The following is a 14,728-nucleotide window of genomic DNA, read 5'->3' as shown; positions in this document are numbered from 1 at the left end:
TACAACTTCTCCCTCCTGCTGCGATGGTTCAGGCAACTTTTGTGTCTGTTCGCCGCACTCCTCCTCACGTTCCAGAGCCGACCGATGCCGCAACAACCTGCCTGAAAGCGAGTTCTTCACGATCGACTATGTAGCGTCCGAGTTCGATGGAGAACCGCAGCTCACGGAGCCGGACAAGCTGTCGGACTTCGGTTGGTTCAGCCGCGCCGATCTCCCGCAGCCGCTTTCCGCATTTGCGGCGGCCGCAATCGAAAAGCTCAAGTCGGGCGAACTCCTCTAAGGTTCATTCCGCTCGGACAGCCGCTTCGTAGGCAAGCCGAACCCATCGCGCCATGACATCGGGGTCGTCATAGGCATCGTCGGGGATGGACCAATACGGCATCTTCACCGGGCTTCCCTTCTTGCCTTCATAGGCCCATTGCGACGCTCCCGCCGCCTCGAATTCCGATGCGCTTTGCTCGTCGGCCTTCAACAGCATCTCGCCGCGCACTTCGACAGCAACAATCCGCCCCATATGGTAGATGCCCTTGCCGCCGAACATGCGCCTGATGGTGACGGGTCCAAGCCCCTGAAACATTTCTTCAATTGCCGCCGTGTCCATCCCTTAGCCCTTTAAAACCCCTCCTGCGCCAATGACCGCTTCCGGCGTATCCACATCCAGATGCGCCGCATCGCCAATATCGATGTCCACGACAGGCACGCCCGATGTTTCGATGATGTGCCGCGCCCCGACATCACCCTCCAGCCGCAGCACTGCATCAAATAGAGATTTAGGCAATATCACGGGATTGCCACGCTTGCCGCGCGACACCGCGCGGATGATCGACTGGCCGCCAGATTGCCGGAAAGCTGCCATTAGCTTATCGAGATCATCACTGGACACACCCGGCATATCGGCAAGCATAACGAGAATTCCATCCGCGTCACGGGCGTGCTCGACCGAGAATCCCGTTGCGAGCGACGAAGCCATGCCCGACGCGTAATCCGGATTGTGAGCAATTGTCACGTCAAGTCCGGACAGTGCTGATTCAATCTCGCTTTTACGATGTCCCGTCACGACGATCACCGACGCCGAGCGGCTGTCGATCGCGGTCATCACCGATCGCCGGATAAGCGGCACACCGCCAAACTCCGCCAGCAGCTTGTGCGGGCCGCCCTCTCCCATCCGTCTGGCCTGGCCCGCGGCAAGAATGACTGTAACAAGCTTGCCGGCGGGGCTAGTGCGCGCCTCGGCTTCGCGTAGGCTGGGCCGCGCCTGGATTTCCATCAGAAGACCTCCCACACCCATGCCGCTGATGTCGACTGCGCTCGGCTGTTCGCCAGCCAGAATGCGGTCGAGTACCCAATCAAAGCCATTCTCCTTCGGGCTGCGTGCACATCCCGGTGCGCCGATGACGGGAATATCACCGATCCGACCGAGGACAAGCAGGTTCCCTGGATCGACAGGCATGCCGACCTGCACGACTTCGCCGCCGGCCCTTCTTATGGCTTCGGGAATCACATCCTCCGCGTCGATCACGGCGGACGCGCCGAAAAGGATGACCAACTTCGGGGCGCTGTCGGGTAGCCGCAATGCGTCGAGAAGCGCCTGCGCTACCGGTTCGACGTGATGAGCAACCCGCGTCTCCCTCACGAGATGACTGCCTGATGCGACGAGCCGCCGGGAAAGCACGCGTGCCGTCTTGTCCATGACCGATGGCTTCAGCGACGGCAGTTCCGTCGCGATCAACGAGACCGAGCGGCCGGCAAAGGGCTTCACCTCGAAGGCGGATGTCGACCGCAGCACCTCGCATGCAAGGTCGAGTTTGGCGCCGGACACGGCGAGCGGGATGATCTTGAATGTCGCAACCATGTCGCCATTGCGAACGGGCACATGATCGTTGAGACAGGCAAGCGTGATAGCAGGGTCGATGCTGTTCAGCCGGTCGACGGCGCTGCGGCTTGCGACGAACAGGCCGTCAACAGTCGAATAGACGTTCACGCGTCCCGTGGAAGCCTCAGAGAGGCGCAAATGGTCGGGCGCGATTGCCTGCGCAAGTCGTCTCGCCGCCTCGTCCTCCCCGACGTCGCCCTCCTCCATTAGTGCAGCAATGACCTGCCCTATAGCCTCACCGCGCAGCCTTTCGATGTCGCCGGCACCGATCCTGTGTCCTTTGGACAGGCTGCCGCCGGCAAGCTTCACGGCATGGGCGAGGACCACGCCCTCGGCTGCCTCGATGGAGAATGATCCGAACTTCATTTGCTGTCACCAACCGGAGACAAGGTCCGCGTCCGCAGCGTTTGGACGATCTCCGCGAGAATGGCGACCGCGATTTCGGCTGGGCTCGACGCACCGATATTAAGCCCGATCGGCGCGCTGATTTTGGCAAGCGCGGCCTCGTCCGCACCGTCTGCGCGCAACCGTTCTAGCCGAGTCGCATGCGTCTTCCGGCTGCCGAGCGCTCCGACATAGAAACAGCCGGTCCGCAACGCCTCGGTAATGGGATAGTCGTCGATCTTCGGGTCATGCGTCACGGCGACGAGCGCCGTATAGGCGTCCAGCGGACGATCCTTGAGGACATCCACCGGCCAATCCGCCGTCAGATCGGTCCCGAGGAACCGTTCCGGCGTGGCGAAAGCCGTGCGCGGATCGATGATCCGCACATCGAAGCCGGCAAGCGATGCCATCTGCGCCAGGACCTGACTGATGTGAACGGCGCCGATAATCACGATATGGGCCGGCGGCAGATGCACGTTAAGAAAGTAGCGATGCCCATCGACCTCGATTGCCGTCGATTTCCCTGAGCGAAAGGCAGCCTCGATATCCGCTCGCAAGGAGGGTTCCACTGGCTCCCCCTCAAGGACAACGGTATCTCCTCCTTTTTCGAGATCAGTCAGCAGCATGGCGGCGCGGCGCGCCCGGCGCGCGTCATTCAGCCGCGCAAGATTTGCCGCATCCATCAATTGAGCCTTTCGACATAGACACGAATCCGGCCGCCGCAAGAAAGGCCGACGCGCCACGCCGTTTCATCCGCAACACCAAACTCGAGCATCTTCCCCTTACCGTCGGCGATCACATCAAGCGCCTCGGCGATAACGGCGCCCTCGACGCAGCCCCCCGATACGGAGCCTTCGAAATTGCCGTCTCGGTCGATCACGAGATGGCTTCCGGCCGGTCGTGGCGCCGATCCCCACGTCTCGATGACCGTGGCAATCGCCACGTCTCGCCCGCTTTTTCTCCAGGCTTCCGCCGTCATTAACGGATCAAGGTCAAACGATGTACCTGTCATGCGATGCCTTTCAATCTTTCGAGGTACCGGCGCGGGTCACATTCCGTCGATCGCGTTGCGCCGAGTGCTTCCGCAAGGTCGCTCAAGGATGATAGATTGTGAACCGGTCGGAATTCGTCAACATGCGGCAGCATTGCGCGCACGCCACGCGCGCGCGGCTCGAAGCCGTCGAAGCGCAGCAGCGGATTGAGCCAGATCAGTCGCCGACACGAGCGATGCAACCTGTCCATTTCTGCCGCGAGCACATCCGTTCCCTCGCGCTCCAGCCCGTCGGTGATCAACAGCACGACCGCGCCCTGCCCCAGCACACGGCGAGCCCACAGGCGATTGAACTCCCTCAGCGTCTCACCGATCCGCGTCCCACCGGACCAATCCCTTACCGCTGCCGCGCATTCATCCATTGCTTCGTCGGGATCCTTGTGCCGCATCTGGCGAGTGACATTCGTGAGGCGCGTTCCGAACAGGAAGGTATGAACCCTCCGGCGCTTCTCCGTTAGCACATGGAGAAAGTGCAGAAAGATGCGCGTGTACTGGCTCATCGAGCCGGAGATATCGGCGAGAACGACCAAGGGTGGCTGAACCTCGCGGATCTCGCGGTATCGCGGAAGAATGAGGCCGGCCCCGCTGCGCAATGCAGCCCGCATCGTCGCGCGCGCATCCACATGGGCGTGAGCATGCGATGGGCGGAAGCGCCGGGTCCGCACCTTGTCCAGAGGCAGCTGCAGTTTCGCAAGTGCCTTCTTGGCCGCGGCAATCTCCAACGCAGACATTTGGGCGAAGTCCATCCGCCGGAAGACTTCGTTGCCCGACATCGTAAAGCGCGCATCGATCTCGATATCAGGCTCGTCGCGCGGCGGCTTGTTGTCCCTTCGGTCGCCGAGCAAGGCGTCCGCGGCGCGGCTTTCGCCGGGCTTTGCCTTCTCCTTCTGGAGGGTTTCCGACGCCCTTGGCGACAGCATTGCGATCATCTTCTCGACAAGGTCCCGCGAGCGCCAAAAAAGGCGAAACGCCTCGTCGAAGACCGGCTTGTCTTCGTGCCGTTTGACGAAGACGGATGAGAGCGCGGCGTGAAATTCCTCACGCGACCCGATACCGATCGTCTCGACCGCCTCGATCGCATCAACGATCGCGGCCGGCCCGATCTTCATGCCGGCCTTCCGCAGTACCCTGGCAAAGAAGACGATATTATCGGCAAAACGACCGTCACCGACCGGAAGAGGCGGAAAGACAATCCCATCCTGTCGGCTTGTAGCTTCCATCCGTTATCCTGCCGCCTGCAGCTCGCCCCTGATATCCTCCAGGACTTTCGCACCGTCGCTACCCTGGATACGCGCGATGTCGTCCTGGTATTTCAGCAGTGTTCCGATCGTATCGGAAATCGTTTCCGGATCGAGCGCCAGGCGATCGAGTTCGGTCAGCGCTGTCGCCCAATCAATCGTCTCGGCTACGCCCGGGTTCTTGAAAAGATCCAGTGCCCGAAGCTTCTGTACATAGGCGACGATCTGCGCGGACAGAGCCGCATTACAGCCCGGCACCTTGCGGCGAATAATCTCCAGCTCCTGCGCGGCATCGGGATAATCGACCCAATGGTATAGGCAACGCCGCTTCAGCGCGTCGTGAACCTCACGCGTCCGGTTCGTGGTTATAATGACGATCGGTGGCTCGGCTGCACGGATAGTGCCGAGCTCGGGGATCGTCACCTGAAAATCAGAGAGAACCTCCAACAGAAAGGCCTCGAACGCTTCATCGGTGCGGTCGAGCTCGTCGATGAGGAAGACGGGCGCCCGCCCATCTGCGCTCGACAGAGCCTGCAACACCGGCCGGCGGATGAGGTATCGTTCGGAGAAGATGTCCGACTCTATCCTGTTCCTGTCGGTCAGCCCGGACGCTTCGGCCAGGCGGATTTCGAGCATCTGTGCCGGATAGTTCCATTCGTAGACAGCCGAAGCGATATCCAGTCCTTCGTAACATTGCAGGCGGATCAGCGGCCGGCCGAGAGCTTTCGAGAGCACCTTTGCGATCTCGGTCTTGCCGACACCCGCCTCGCCTTCCAGAAAGAGAGGACGCTTCATCTTCAGGGCCAGGAAAAGCACTGTTCCAAGCGCCCGCCCCGCGAGATAATCCTGATCGCCCAGCATCGCGATCGTCTCATCGATCGACGATGGCAGCGGCGGATGAGTTTGATCCGGCATGTCTCCTCCCTTTTTCAGGAGTTATAGCGTGTGGTAATCCCGGTTCATATAGACAAGCGCAGGCTTCGCCTCGTTGTACCGGACTGCCACGACCTCGCCGAAAATGATGTGGTGCGTCGACATTTCCTTGATTTCGCTCACGCGGCAATCGAAGGAGGCAAGCGCGTCGCGAAGGATGGGCGCGCCCGTTACCAGCTTGTCGAACACACCCGTCGCGAAGCGTTCGTCGTTGGTGAGCAGCGCACGCCCCGAAAAAGCATCCGCAAGCGCTTGATGATGCGCGGCCAAGGTATTCAATGCAAAGATGCCGCTCCGAAAGAAGATGTCGTTCTTCGGATTGCTGTTGTTCAGGCATACCAGTACGGTCGCAGGGCTATCGGATACCGAGCAAGCGGCAGTGATCGTCACGCCTCTGCGCTCCTCGCCGATCGCCGTCGTTACGAGCTGCACATGGCCGCCAAAGCGGCTCATCGCATCCCGGTAGAGGCGCGGGTCGATCGGTTGCTTGTTCAACAAAGGCATTCTCCATCCGGCGTCACCGGTTTTGCTGTTTTCTATAATATGAAGGTGATCGGTTACCTTTTCTACAAAAGCCAGGCGAAAAGCTTCCCAACCGTGCGTTTTTCTTTGACGATCGATGCCGGACGGATAAAAGAGCAGGACAAACGACACGGACCTGCGGCTTTTATGAATACTTTGCGTGGCCTAGCACTTCTGCCGATGCTGCTCCTTGCGGCCGGAGAATGCCATGCCGCCGGCCTCACGATTGGCGTTGTTGCGCCACAGACTGGCAACCTCGCGCCAATCGGAGCCCAGATCATTGCCGGTGCCACTGCCAGGATCCAGCAGGATGGCAACACGATCGTCACGGTCGCGGAGACTTGCGAGGAAAACAGCGGCGCGGCGATCGCTGACGCGTTGATCAATGCCAAGGTCCAGGTAGCCGTAGGCTTTCTCTGCAGCGAGACGCTCGAGGGCGCACTGCCAAAGCTGAAGGATGCCAATATCCCGGCGATTACCATCTCGGTGCGCTCACGCATCCTCATGGAAGACGCGCTAAAAAATGCCTGGCCGCTCTATCGAATGGCGCCGGCCGATGGCGCGGAAGCGGAGAAGATTATCGAGGTGATCGTACGGGAGTGGGCGGCCTCGCCGATCGCACTGGTCGAAGACGGCACTATCCATGGCCGGGAGCTTACGGAAGCGATCCGAAACGCGCTCGAGGAAAAAGGCCTCAAGCCGGTATTCACCGACACCTATCGACCGGGCCAGGAGCAGCAGGTTGCTCTTGTACGCCGCCTGAAGAAGGCCGGGGCGACAAAGGTATTTGTCGGCGGGGATCGCAGCGACGTTGCAGTGATCGCACGTGATGCAGCGGCGGAAAAGATTCAACTCGATATCCTCGGTGGCGACGCCATGCGGGCTGCCAACCAACCGCTCGCGCTTGCCGATGGCATTTACGCCGTTGCCCTGCCGGACTATGCGGCGCGGCCGGAAGCGAAGTCGGTTGTCGATGCGTTACGCGCCGGCGGCGTCGAGCCGGAGGGCTATGTACTGCCTGCTTATGCAGCTGTGGAAATCGCGACGAAGGCTGTCCAGGATGCCGGGGCTGATGATAGGCCGATCGCGCAGCATATCGGCGGCACCTCCTTCGAGACGATTATCGGAAAGATTGCTTTCAACGCCGGCCATGAATTGGCCGATAACCCCTACCGCCTGCTGCTATGGCACGCCGGTTCGTTCGTGCTGCCAAGCGCTCCGATCGAATAGGCTTTGCCGCCGCCGCTGCACGAGTTTTACGGAGAGACGTCAATGACTACGCCCATTCGCATCGCGCCATCCATCCTTGCCGCCGATTTTGCCAAACTGGGCCAGGAAGTCCGTGACGTGACCGCGGCTGGAGCCGATTGGATTCACCTCGACGTCATGGACGGTCACTTCGTCCCAAACATTTCCTTCGGCCCTGATGTGATCAAATCGCTGCGTTCCTATACGGACGCCGTTTTTGATTGCCATCTGATGATTGCACCTGCCGATCCTTACCTGGAGGCCTTCGCCAAGGCGGGCTGCGACCGCATTACCGTCCATGCCGAAGCCGGGCCGCATCTCCACCGGTCGCTTCAAACTGTGCGCAGCCTGGGCAAAAAGGTCGGCGTCACCCTCAATCCGGCCACGCCGCTTTCGGCACTAGAAAATGTCCTCGACGAGGTCGACCTCATCCTTATCATGTCGGTAAACCCCGGATTTGGCGGACAGAAATTCATTCCCGCGATGGCGGACAAGATTGCCGCCGCGCGGTCACTCATCGGTGACAGGCCGATCGATCTCGAAGTCGATGGTGGAGTAACAGTCGAAACGGCGCCGATCGTCGGCAAATCTGGCGCCAATGTTCTCGTCGCAGGTTCGGCGATCTTCAAGGGCGGCTCGGTCGAGGCCTACAAGGCGGCCATCAGCGCCTTGCGCAGTGCCGCCGAAGGTCAGTCCAAGTCGTGATGAAAGCAGGCCGTCCTTGATCTCCGAGCGGCTCAAGGCGGCGCGCCCGCCTCTCCCCGATCTATTCGCAGGCGCAGTGCTCTGGGGCACGCAGATGCTCGCGTCCGCGATGGCCGCGCTCTGTTTCAGAAACGGAATGGAGACGGCACATCTCCGCGACCTCGCGCTACTCTATTTCACAGGCGGATTGCTGGCTTGGCCATTCATGTTGCCATTGGGTCGCTTCCTTGCGCACCGACGCTCGCCGGAGACGCGTTTTGCAGCCTTCTTCCTGACACTTGCTGCCGGGACGATCCTGATGACCGCCTTTCTATTCGCCATGGACTACCGGGTCTTCTACTCGGCGTGGCACGCTTCTTTTGGATCCCTGACGTGGGTGTTTCAATTCGTCTTCACCGGTGCCAGTGCAGTCTATCAGTTCGCCGTCCTTGGAATTCGCCTGTTTCTTCCGCTCGGCCTTCTCTGCCTTTTCGGCACTAGTGTTGCGCTTGCTAAACGCATGCGTTGAGATTGCCGCCTGTCTTTGATACAGGGGCGCCAGCATTTCCTTATGAACGAAAGCAGGAAACCATGATCCCGCGCTATTCCCGGCCAGAGATGGTCGCCATCTGGTCGCCCGAAACCAAATTCCGCATCTGGTTCGAGATCGAGGCTCACGCCTGCGATGCGCTCGCCGAACTGGGTGTCATCCCGAAATCGGCTGCGAAGACGATCTGGGAACGAGGCGGCGCCGCCACGTTCGACGTTGCGCGGATCGATGAAATCGAGGCCGTCACCAAGCACGATGTCATTGCCTTCCTGACGCACCTTTCAGAGATCGTCGGTTCCGATGCGCGTTTCGTCCACCAGGGCATGACGTCTTCTGACGTTCTCGACACCACATTCAACATCCAACTCGTCCGCGCAGCCGACATCCTGCTCGCCGACATGGATCGTCTGCTCGCCGCTCTCAAGGCACGCGCCTTCGAACACAAGGACACCGTCCGCATCGGTCGCAGCCACGGCATTCATGCCGAGCCGACCACGATGGGCCTGACGCTCGCGCGCTTCTACGCCGAGATGAGCCGCAACCGCGCCCGCCTGCTGGCCGCGCGTGCCGAAATCGCCACCGGTGCGGTCTCCGGCGCTGTCGGCACTTTCGCCAATATCGACCCGCGCGTCGAGGAACATGTCTGCGCCAAGCTCGGCCTGGTGCCGGAGCCGGTTTCGACGCAGGTCATTCCGCGCGACCGGCATGCGATGTTCTTCGCCATCCTCGGCGTCATTGCCTCTTCGATCGAAAACGTCGCGATCGAGATTCGCCATATGCAGCGCACGGAAGTCCTGGAAGCTGAGGAATACTTCTCGCCCGGCCAGAAGGGCTCTTCGGCCATGCCGCACAAGCGTAACCCGGTCCTGACTGAAAACCTGACCGGTCTGGCGCGCCTGGTGCGCATGTCGGTCGTTCCCGCCATGGAGAACGTCGCCCTGTGGCATGAGCGCGATATCAGCCATTCGAGCGTCGAGCGCGGCATCGGGCCCGACACGACGATCACGCTCGACTTTGCCCTCAACCGTTTGGCCGGCGTCATCGAGAAACTCGTGGTCTATCCCGACAACATGATGAAGAACCTCGACAAGTTCCGTGGCCTCGTGCATTCGCAGCGCGTGCTTCTGGCGCTGACACAGGCAGGCGTTTCCCGCGAGGATGCCTACCGGCTCGTCCAGCGAAACGCCATGAAGGTGTGGGAACAGGGCAAGGATTTCCTGGAGGAGCTGCTTGCCGACTCCGAGGTCCGTGCCGCGCTCACCGAAGTGGAAATCCGCGAGAAATTCGACCTTGGCTATCATACCAAGCACGTTGATACGATCTTCCGGCGCGTCTTCGGCGCTGCCTAAGCTGGATTACCGAGACGGCGCCTTCACGGGCGCCGTTTTACGCTTCGTCTTCTTGAGCCTTGCCGACGCGCTCGCCTCGCCTCCACCATTTTGACCGTTGGACGCTTTTGACGACCGTTGATTGCGAACGCCTTTCGCCGCCTTGGCAACGAGGCGATCGAGATGTTGGAGGTCCTCGTCGTCAAGATGCTCGATGCCGATGAAGCGGTTTTCCGCGTGGCTGGTGAGTATGATTTCGTTGAGTTTGGCCTGCACCGCCCGAGCATCCCGCGTCTGCGCGTTCTGAAGCACGAACACCATCAGGAAGGTAATGATGGTCGTTCCGGTGTTGATGACCAGTTGCCAAGTCTCGGAGAAATCGAAGACCGGGCCTGTCCCTGCCCATACCGCGACGAGTACGACCGCCAGCACGAACGTGGCGGGCCTGCCTGCCCATTCAGAAGTCCTGCTGGCAAAGCGGGTAAACAGATGCTGCGGCGTTGCCATGTATAACCTCCCTCGGTATTCGCCTCAGCGAAACTCCCAGGGAGGTGTTGCAGTTCCCGGCGCCCTGACTGTCAGACCACTGGCGGTGCCACGAGCTTCCTATACAGGTGCCAACTGGCATGCCCGAGGATCGGCATCACCAACGCCAACCCGACAAAGAGCGGGATGGTGCCGACGATGAGAGAAACGGCGATGATCAGCCCCCAGCAGAAGACGGGGATCGGGTTGGCGACGGTCGCTCTGACCGATGTCTCCATCGCGCAGACGAGACCGACATCCCGATCCAGCAACAACGGGAAGGTGACGACGGTCGTGGCCAACACGATAATAGCAAAGCCCAGACCAAGCACGTGTCCCCAAATGATCAACTGCAGCCCTGCAGCCGTGCCGAAGATCTCTGAGAGGAAGAGCGAGATCGATCGCGGGAAAACGTCGCCGAACACGTTGGCATAGAGCGTCTGCGCAGCGACAAGCCAGACGACGAAGAAGCCAAACAGCAACAATCCGCCAGCAATGATCGATGGAAACGCTGGCGATCCTGTTACCTCGAGCGCGTGCCTCCACGAGGTATCCATGCCAGCTTCGCGCCTGCGGCTGATCTCATAGAGCCCGATCGCGGCGATAGGGCCGATCAGTGCAAAGCCCGATACCAGCGGAAAAATCATCGGCAGGAGGTTAGCACTTGACGTCGCGACAGCGAGAAAAATGCCGGCAATCGGATACATCAGGCACAAAAATACATAGTGGGATGGTTTTTCACGAAAATCGTCGAGGCCGCGCCGTAGCGCATCAAAGACATCCGAAACGCTGATCTTGTTGACGACCGGGCGTGTGTAGACATCGCTTGCACCCGACATAACATGGAATGCCGTCATGGCTTTCTCCTCCTCAGCCAAGATAGCCGGCAGCGAAAGGATCGGCGACAACGCCGATACGAGACGCAACCGGCACTGCCAAAAACATAACAAATTTCAGAAGCCTTGTCCCACCCTCCCTTGACATCGCCGTCGAGCTTTCTCACATCCGCGCCATCATGAAAGCTTCAGACGCCGAAATCCTCATCATTCCCGGTTATACGAATTCCGGCCCCGATCATTGGCAAAGCCGCTGGGAGGCCAAGCTCAGCACGGCTCGTCGTGTCGAACAGGCAGAATGGTCGAAGCCGGTCCGCGACGATTGGGTTCAGCGGATCGCCGAGGAGGTGAACGCTGCCACGCGACCGGTGGTGCTGGTTGCGCATTCCCTTGGCATTCCATCGGCGATCCATGCAATTCCCCATTTTCGCAACAAGATAGCCGGGGCATTCTTCGTTGCACCGCCCGATGTCGCCAATCCGGCAATACGGCCGAAGCACCTGATGACATTCGGCCCGTACCCGCGGGATCCACTTCCCTTCCCGACAATCACGATCGCCAGCCGCAACGATCCCTTCGGCAGCTACGAGCACGCCGATGACATCGCTGCAAGCTGGGGATCCCTCCTCATTGACGCTGGTGAGGCCGGCCATATCAACACCGAGTCCGGCCACGGGCCTTGGCCGGAAGGAACAATGGTGTTTGCCCAATTCCTTGGCCGTTTGAAGCCGTAATACCGGACGCTTTGGCAGAACCGCAATTCACAGTCGGGCATTGCATCGCCGCGCCCAGCATGGGAACGCTCGGGCGGTTTTAGCTGAGCAATCGGCTAGTCACCCTCTCCGCGAATGAAGAGAACGCCCGCCAGGCCCACAAGAACGATGCATTGCAGTATGAACATCGGCCATTCTGGAGACATCGCATTCCCTCCGCCAATTGGGGCGATATAGGGCACCACTGCACAAGTGAATGGGCATTGTCGAACCTTGTCTGCGCCCCTCAGGCTACGCAGGGCGGAACGCACAACCAAGTAATTGTTTTTACGTAGATATTATTTTTATGGCATTAAGGGCTGTTTAATTCAATGCATCCAAAATATACACGCGCCAGGAGAGCGAGTACGCAGATTGAAACGATCGACACCCGGCAACCGGGGCAAACCGAAGACCAAGCTTCATGCGACCGGGCTCGACGACCACGCGCCCCCAATAAATAGCGCCGAACTCTCGGAGCGCGAGAGTCGCTGGAACTACGCTCTTGTCGGGTCAGGCCTCGGCGTCTGGGACCACGATCTTCGTCTTGGCAAGCGTTACTATTCCGATACCTGGAAGACCATTCGTGGCATGGCGCCCGATGAGGATGCCGACGGGGATTATGACACTTGGATTGAACTCATCCACCCCGATGATCGGGAATTCGTCGTAAGGGCGATCGATCGTCAGAATGCAGGCGATCCGGACTATCAGATTTTCGTGTATCGCGAGCGCCACAGGGACGGCCACTGGATCTGGATCGAATGCCGTGGTGCTTGTGTCGAATGGGACGAAAATGGCGCCCCTGCCCGCCTCGTCGGCACCGATACCGACATCACCGAGCGCAAGGAGGCGGAGGAGCGGCTGGCGCACGTGTCGCGACGCCTCGATCTCGCGCTTGATATCTCCAATATCGGCGTCTTCGAGGCCGACATCGAGAATGGCACTGTCGATTGGGACGACCGTCTTCTGGCGATCTACGGCATTACTGGGACGTCGCCAGCCACCACGGGCGATGCCTGGGAGGCTTCGCTGCATCCCAATGACAGGGAACGTGTGCTAGCGACCATCAGCGAGAGCATCGCTGACAACACCGATTTTGAGCACGAATTCCGCATCATCCGGCAGGACGGCATCGAGCGCGTCATCCGCGCAAAGGCGGCATTTTTTCTCGACAGCGACGGACGCCGCAAGCTGATCGGTGCGAATTGGGATGTCACTGCCGAAGTCCGGCTCAATAACGAGTTGCAGCGCGCCAAGGATCTCGCCGAAGCCCGCAATAGGGAGCTCGAAAGCGCCAAGGAAAACATCGAGCACCTGGCGCTGCATGATTACCTCACCAACTTACCCAATCGCCGATACCTGGATCGCATGTTGGACGAGCGTTCCGCCGAATGTCGCCGGACCGGCCTGACGCTCGCGATCCTCCATATCGATCTCGATCGCTTCAAGCAGATCAACGATACGCTCGGCCACCGTGCCGGCGACGCGATGCTGAAGCACGTTGCGCAGGTCCTGAAAAGGAACGTCCGTTCCACTGATTTCGTCGCTCGTATTGGTGGCGACGAGTTCGTGGTCCTGTGTACCCTCGACGTCACACCAAGGAAGATCTCTAATCTGGCCGAACGCATCATCCGCGAGCTCTGCAAGCCTATTCGCTACGAGGGCCATGATTGCCGTTTCGGCGCAAGTATAGGAATCGCCACGGGGGACGGTCCGGCGCTGGATGCCAAGCAACTTCTGCTAAATGCCGATATCGCGCTCTACCGTGCAAAGAGCGGTGGACGCAATCGCCACGAATTCTTCTCGACCGATGAGCGCCGCCGCATCATAGCCAGCAAGCGACTGGCCGACGAAATCCTGCTGGGCCTGGAACGCGGCGAGTTTATTCCGTTCTACCAATTGCAGTTCCAGGCGCGAACGCTCGAGGTTGCCGGCGTCGAGACGCTGGCGCGCTGGCAGCACCGCGAACACGGTTTGCTGGCCCCCGATCGCTTCCTCGCGATTGCCGAAGATCTGGATGTTGTCTCGACGATCGACGGTCTTATCCTCGAGCAGGCACTGGCGGATCGCCAGCGATGGGAGGATGAAGGGCTTCGCATCCCGAAGATCGCAGTCAACGTCTCGTCTCGTCGCCTCGCCGATCCGAACCTTGCGAAGAAGCTTCGCGGACTGAAGATCGAGCCTCGCACGATCTCCTTCGAACTGCTTGAATCGATCTCGCTGGACGATTGCGATGATGCCGTGACCGCCAATCTCCGGCAGCTACGCCGCCTCGGCATCGATATCGAGATCGATGACTTCGGCACGGGCCACGCGTCGATTGTTAGCCTTTTGAAGCTGAGCCCGAAGACCTTGAAAATCGACCGCGAGCTGATCCGCATGCTGCCCCACTCGGCAGAGCAGCGGAAGCTCGTCCGTTCGATCATCGACATCGGTCGTTCGCTGAACATTCTCGTCACGGCTGAGGGGGTGGAGACGATGGACCACGTCCGAATCCTCTGCGACCTCGGTTGCGACATGCTCCAGGGCTACGCGCTGGCCCGCCCGATGCCCGCACTGCAGATAGCGCCCTTTGCACGCGCTGCGTCCTGGCGGGGCGTGGAAGGCCCTGCCCGCGGCCTGCAACAGGACCTGCGCAAGTCGATCAACAGCTCCGGCCAAAGATAAAGGCCTGCATGACTCCGCCGAGACGGACGGCTCACATTCCGTTGATCGCAAAAAACCTGTAAACTGCTTCGCAGAAAGTCTTCGATTCTCTTAGCGGCACTCCGGCAATCCCGGATTCCGGGGAAGGAGTGACA

At 60.1% G+C, this 14,728-nt stretch carries 15 protein-coding genes and 1 pseudogene; 7 read left to right on the top strand and 9 right to left on the bottom strand.

Annotation, left to right across the window (positions count from 1 at the left end; genetic code table 11):
- Window positions 1-112: 112 nt before the first annotated feature.
- Window positions 113-280, top strand: a pseudogene (locus IB244_RS16280) (DNA mismatch repair protein MutT); the annotation flags it as partial.
- Between the two features lie 3 nt (window positions 281-283).
- On the opposite strand, the gene IB244_RS16275 reads toward IB244_RS16280, so the two are convergent.
- From IB244_RS16275 to IB244_RS16245, 7 genes are read right to left on the bottom strand one after another with little or no spacing between them, the layout of a single operon-like run.
- Complete coding sequence (locus IB244_RS16275) at window positions 284-601, bottom strand: TfoX/Sxy family protein (RefSeq protein ID WP_018854896.1); 318 nt, start codon at window positions 599-601, stop codon at window positions 284-286.
- A 3-nt stretch (window positions 602-604) separates the two neighbouring features.
- Window positions 605-2,239: an NTP transferase domain-containing protein gene (locus tag IB244_RS16270; protein ID WP_192304810.1), complete on the bottom strand. Its 1,635-nt coding sequence runs from the start codon at window positions 2,237-2,239 to the stop codon at window positions 605-607.
- Window positions 2,236-2,940: an XdhC family protein gene (locus IB244_RS16265; RefSeq protein WP_018854894.1), complete on the bottom strand. Its 705-nt coding sequence runs from the start codon at window positions 2,938-2,940 to the stop codon at window positions 2,236-2,238. Before IB244_RS16265 ends, IB244_RS16270 begins: the two co-directional genes overlap by 4 nt.
- Window positions 2,940-3,269, bottom strand: coding sequence for an XdhC family protein (locus tag IB244_RS16260; protein ID WP_026371479.1), 330 nt, complete (start codon window positions 3,267-3,269; stop codon window positions 2,940-2,942). Before IB244_RS16260 ends, IB244_RS16265 begins: the two co-directional genes overlap by 1 nt.
- Complete coding sequence (locus tag IB244_RS16255; protein ID WP_192304808.1) at window positions 3,266-4,528, bottom strand: vWA domain-containing protein; 1,263 nt, start codon at window positions 4,526-4,528, stop codon at window positions 3,266-3,268. The genes IB244_RS16260 and IB244_RS16255 overlap by 4 nt, the downstream gene beginning before the upstream one ends.
- A gap of 3 nt (window positions 4,529-4,531) precedes the next feature.
- On the bottom strand, window positions 4,532-5,461 hold the full coding sequence (locus IB244_RS16250) for an AAA family ATPase (RefSeq protein ID WP_018854891.1): 930 nt from the start codon (window positions 5,459-5,461) through the stop codon (window positions 4,532-4,534).
- 21 nt (window positions 5,462-5,482) lie between these two features.
- On the bottom strand, window positions 5,483-5,977 hold the full coding sequence (locus IB244_RS16245; RefSeq protein ID WP_018854890.1) for a flavin reductase: 495 nt from the start codon (window positions 5,975-5,977) through the stop codon (window positions 5,483-5,485).
- Window positions 5,978-6,148: 171 nt separating this feature from the next.
- Here IB244_RS16245 and IB244_RS16240 point away from each other — a divergent pair, with 171 nt between their 5' ends.
- The 4 genes from IB244_RS16240 to purB all read left to right on the top strand — a co-directional run bounded on the left by IB244_RS16240 (window position 6,149) and on the right by purB (window position 9,832).
- Window positions 6,149-7,231 (top strand): branched-chain amino acid ABC transporter substrate-binding protein, encoded by a 1,083-nt coding sequence (locus tag IB244_RS16240; protein WP_026371478.1) that lies wholly within the window; start codon window positions 6,149-6,151, stop codon window positions 7,229-7,231.
- A 42-nt stretch (window positions 7,232-7,273) separates the two neighbouring features.
- A complete protein-coding gene (gene rpe / locus IB244_RS16235) occupies window positions 7,274-7,954 on the top strand; it encodes a ribulose-phosphate 3-epimerase (protein WP_192304806.1) in 681 nt (226 codons plus the stop codon).
- Between the two features lie 16 nt (window positions 7,955-7,970).
- On the top strand, window positions 7,971-8,462 hold the full coding sequence (locus tag IB244_RS16230) for a hypothetical protein (RefSeq protein ID WP_018854887.1): 492 nt from the start codon (window positions 7,971-7,973) through the stop codon (window positions 8,460-8,462).
- Window positions 8,463-8,524: 62 nt separating this feature from the next.
- The gene (gene purB, locus IB244_RS16225) at window positions 8,525-9,832 is read left to right on the top strand and encodes an adenylosuccinate lyase (protein WP_018854886.1); all 1,308 of its coding nucleotides are present in this window, start codon (window positions 8,525-8,527) and stop codon (window positions 9,830-9,832) included.
- Window positions 9,833-9,838: 6 nt separating this feature from the next.
- Here purB and IB244_RS16220 read toward each other — a convergent pair whose 3' ends face one another.
- Window positions 9,839-10,318, bottom strand: coding sequence for a low affinity iron permease family protein (locus tag IB244_RS16220; RefSeq protein WP_025661189.1), 480 nt, complete (start codon window positions 10,316-10,318; stop codon window positions 9,839-9,841).
- Between the two features lie 71 nt (window positions 10,319-10,389).
- A complete protein-coding gene (locus IB244_RS16215) occupies window positions 10,390-11,193 on the bottom strand; it encodes a DUF2189 domain-containing protein (protein WP_018854884.1) in 804 nt (267 codons plus the stop codon).
- Between the two features lie 158 nt (window positions 11,194-11,351).
- Between IB244_RS16215 and IB244_RS16210 the strand changes: the two genes are divergently transcribed.
- Window positions 11,352-11,906, top strand: a complete 555-nt coding sequence (locus tag IB244_RS16210) for an RBBP9/YdeN family alpha/beta hydrolase (RefSeq protein ID WP_018854883.1) — start codon at window positions 11,352-11,354, stop codon at window positions 11,904-11,906.
- A gap of 474 nt (window positions 11,907-12,380) precedes the next feature.
- The gene (locus IB244_RS16205; RefSeq protein ID WP_245267899.1) at window positions 12,381-14,594 is read left to right on the top strand and encodes a putative bifunctional diguanylate cyclase/phosphodiesterase; all 2,214 of its coding nucleotides are present in this window, start codon (window positions 12,381-12,383) and stop codon (window positions 14,592-14,594) included.
- The last annotated feature ends 134 nt before the right edge of the window (window positions 14,595-14,728 follow it).

The organism is Rhizobium sp. RHZ02 (assembly GCF_014851575.1).
GTDB lineage: Bacteria > Pseudomonadota > Alphaproteobacteria > Rhizobiales > Rhizobiaceae > Rhizobium > Rhizobium altiplani.
This window is presented reverse-complemented; position numbering and strand designations above follow the sequence as displayed.

What these genes read in the sequence shown, in the direction of transcription:
- IB244_RS16270 (WP_192304810.1), bottom strand. Translation starts at nt 2,239, where the DNA reads ATGAAGTTCGGATCATTCTCCATCGAGGCAGCCGAGGGCGTGGTCCTC.
- IB244_RS16210 (WP_018854883.1), top strand. Translation starts at nt 11,352, where the DNA reads ATGAAAGCTTCAGACGCCGAAATCCTCATCATTCCCGGTTATACGAAT.
- IB244_RS16250 (WP_018854891.1), bottom strand. Translation starts at nt 5,461, where the DNA reads ATGCCGGATCAAACTCATCCGCCGCTGCCATCGTCGATCGATGAGACG.
- IB244_RS16215 (WP_018854884.1), bottom strand. Translation starts at nt 11,193, where the DNA reads ATGACGGCATTCCATGTTATGTCGGGTGCAAGCGATGTCTACACACGC.
- IB244_RS16265 (WP_018854894.1), bottom strand. Translation starts at nt 2,940, where the DNA reads ATGGATGCGGCAAATCTTGCGCGGCTGAATGACGCGCGCCGGGCGCGC.
- IB244_RS16260 (WP_026371479.1), bottom strand. Translation starts at nt 3,269, where the DNA reads ATGACAGGTACATCGTTTGACCTTGATCCGTTAATGACGGCGGAAGCC.
- rpe (WP_192304806.1), top strand. Translation starts at nt 7,274, where the DNA reads ATGACTACGCCCATTCGCATCGCGCCATCCATCCTTGCCGCCGATTTT.
- purB (WP_018854886.1), top strand. Translation starts at nt 8,525, where the DNA reads ATGATCCCGCGCTATTCCCGGCCAGAGATGGTCGCCATCTGGTCGCCC.
- IB244_RS16275 (WP_018854896.1), bottom strand. Translation starts at nt 601, where the DNA reads ATGGACACGGCGGCAATTGAAGAAATGTTTCAGGGGCTTGGACCCGTC.
- IB244_RS16240 (WP_026371478.1), top strand. Translation starts at nt 6,149, where the DNA reads ATGAATACTTTGCGTGGCCTAGCACTTCTGCCGATGCTGCTCCTTGCG.
- IB244_RS16255 (WP_192304808.1), bottom strand. Translation starts at nt 4,528, where the DNA reads ATGGAAGCTACAAGCCGACAGGATGGGATTGTCTTTCCGCCTCTTCCG.
- IB244_RS16220 (WP_025661189.1), bottom strand. Translation starts at nt 10,318, where the DNA reads ATGGCAACGCCGCAGCATCTGTTTACCCGCTTTGCCAGCAGGACTTCT.